Genomic DNA, 2,500 nt, shown 5'->3' on the forward strand with positions numbered 1-2,500 from the left:
GCGTAACGACTTCCCCGCTGTCTCCAGCATAGACTCAGTGAAATTGAATTCCCCGTGAAGATGCGGGGTTCCTGCGGTTAGACGGAAAGACCCCGTGCACCTTTACTATAGCTTTACATTGGCATTCGTAGTGGCATGTGTAGGATAGGTGGTAGGCTTTGAAACCTGGGCGCCAGCTCAGGTGGAGCCACCCTTGAAATACCACCCTTATTACTATGGATGTCTAACCGCGGCCCGTTATCCGGGTCCGGGACAATGTATGGTGGGTAGTTTGACTGGGGCGGTCGCCTCCTAAAGAGTAACGGAGGCGCGCGATGGTGGGCTCAGAACGGTCGGAAATCGTTCGCTGAGTGCAATGGCATAAGCCTGCCTGACTGCGAGACTGACAAGTCGAGCAGAGACGAAAGTCGGTCATAGTGATCCGGTGGTCCCGCGTGGAAGGGCCATCGCTCAACGGATAAAAGGTACGCCGGGGATAACAGGCTGATGACCCCCAAGAGTCCATATCGACGGGGTTGTTTGGCACCTCGATGTCGACTCATCGCATCCTGGGGCTGGAGCAGGTCCCAAGGGTATGGCTGTTCGCCATTTAAAGCGGTACGTGAGTTGGGTTCAGAACGTCGTGAGACAGTTCGGTCCCTATCTGCCGTGGGTGTAGGAATATTGAAAGGATCTGTCCCTAGTACGAGAGGACCGGGATGGACGGATCTCTGGTGGACCTGTTGTGGCGCCAGCCGCATAGCAGGGTAGCTATATCCGGACGGGATAACCGCTGAAGGCATCTAAGCGGGAAACCCACCTTAAAACGAGTATTCCCTGAGAACCGTGGAAGACGACCACGTTGATAGGCCGGGTGTGGAAGAGCGGCAACGCTTGAAGCTTACCGGTACTAATAGTTCGATCGGCTTGATCGTTCTCATTCCTTATGCTCATCACTCCCAATCGGGACGATGAAGGCACAACAAGACCAGCGAAAAAGCCCCGAGAGGCGACCGACAGCTCCGCTGCCGACGTCTCTCTATGCTTCTTCGCTCAAAAAGCTTCTCGAACAACGTGCGTTTTGCCGACCTGGTGGTTATGGCGGAGCGGCTGCACCCGATCCCATTCCGAACTCGGCCGTGAAACGCTCCAGCGCTGATGGTACTTCGTCTCAAGACGCGGGAGAGTAGGTCGCTGCCAGGTCTGCTAAACGCACGTTCGTCTCTCATCCAGGATCAAAATGATCCGGACGCAGAGAAATCTTCTCTTTATGAACAGGCCCGCCAACGGGATCTCGGGCCGCGAAAGCGGCCCTTTCATTTGGTGAGCCATCTACCTATCTGTAGGCCATCCTATTCGTAGGTGTGCGCTTACCGCCAAAGCAAGCAAACGCTTGCTCGGATCAGCAAGCAAACGCTTGCTCAGTTCGGCAAGCAAACGCTTGCTCAGTTCGGCAAGCAAACGCTTGCCTAGGGTTGACGCGGGGTGGAGCAGCCCGGTAGCTCGTCAGGCTCATAACCTGAAGGTCACAGGTTCAAATCCTGTCCCCGCAACCAAATCAAAAGAGCCCGCCTTGTGCGGGCTCTTTTGTATTTGGCCGTGGTGGCCGACCGATTTTAACCCGTCATCAGAGCCCCGCAAGGCGGCAAAGCCGACGCCGCGGGACAGAAACCCAAATCCCGTCCCCAAAACCAGACAATAAACGGCCCGCCCGGCATCCCGCCGGCGGGCCGTTTTGCTATCCGGATGAACCACAACACCCAAATCAGCCCGCCTGGCTCACAGCCCGCGGGCCGCTCCCGTCCTGGAAGGCGGCCGCCGCCATCAATCCGCTCCCCGGATCCGGGTGCTCAGCCTCCGCTGACGCCGCCGCAAAGCGCAGACCCTTCCGAAGCCGGACCCAACGCCCGACCCAACGGCGAAAGCCGAATCAGAGCGACCATCCCAAACCAAGCCCAGACGAATCTAGCCGCTCAGGGGTCTTTCCCTCCGCCTTCACCGCGCGGAGAACCAGAAGATCGGCCCACCCAAACAATCGCAATCCAAGCTCCAAGACGGCGACGAGGGCACCGGGGCCGAGCGAATCGGCGAATCAAACCCCGCGCAGCAATCCGGAATTGGCGTGTGATCCGCATCTCTCTATCAGCGTTGCCAATAGTTGATATCTATTGCTATATTCCCGTGACCGGATATTTCTTCCAGAGGTTGCCATGCCCAACTACGCCTTGAATGACCACTACGAGAGCTTCATCAGGAAGCAGCTCGAATCAGGCCGCTACAACAATGCCAGTGAGGTCGTCCGAGCCGGCCTGCGTATGCTCGAGGATTTCGAGGCGGAGCGGGAGAAGTGGCTGCGCGAGGAAATCCCGGGGCGTCTGGCCGAGCTCCAACGGGATCCGGATAAGGGTGTTCCCGCCGAAACGGTTTTTTCCAGGCTGGAGGCGCGTCATCGCGCGAAGCAGGCGAAAGCCAAGTAGGGGATGGAGTACCCGATTGTCTTCCACCCCAGAGCGGAAGCCGA

The 2,500-nt window shown here is 57.8% G+C and carries 2 protein-coding genes, 1 tRNA gene and 2 rRNA genes (2 of these 5 running past the window's edge); all 5 read left to right on the forward strand.

Annotated features, from left to right (window positions below; genetic code table 11):
• Positions 1-914, forward strand: a 23S ribosomal RNA gene (locus AC07SZ_RS15110) (it extends 1,884 nt beyond the left edge of the window).
• 153 nt (positions 915-1,067) lie between these two features.
• Positions 1,068-1,182: ribosomal RNA gene (gene rrf, locus AC07SZ_RS15115) — 5S ribosomal RNA — on the forward strand.
• Between the two features lie 276 nt (positions 1,183-1,458).
• Positions 1,459-1,535 (forward strand) — tRNA-Met (locus AC07SZ_RS15120).
• Between the two features lie 654 nt (positions 1,536-2,189).
• Positions 2,190-2,456, forward strand: a complete 267-nt coding sequence (locus tag AC07SZ_RS15125; protein ID WP_056570605.1) for a type II toxin-antitoxin system ParD family antitoxin — start codon at positions 2,190-2,192, stop codon at positions 2,454-2,456.
• 3 nt (positions 2,457-2,459) lie between these two features.
• Positions 2,460-2,500, forward strand: partial view of a type II toxin-antitoxin system RelE/ParE family toxin gene (locus tag AC07SZ_RS15130; protein ID WP_494914870.1) — the 5' end (the start) only. Its footprint extends 271 nt past the window's final position; only the first 41 of its 312 coding nucleotides appear in the window; its start codon is at positions 2,460-2,462; its stop codon lies off the right edge, out of view.

Source organism: Mesorhizobium sp. GW821-FHT07A06 (assembly GCF_059419085.1).

Coding starts and splice junctions, on each gene's coding strand:
- AC07SZ_RS15125 (WP_056570605.1), top strand. CDS start 2,190: ATGCCCAACTACGCCTTGAATGACCACTACGAGAGCTTCATCAGGAAG.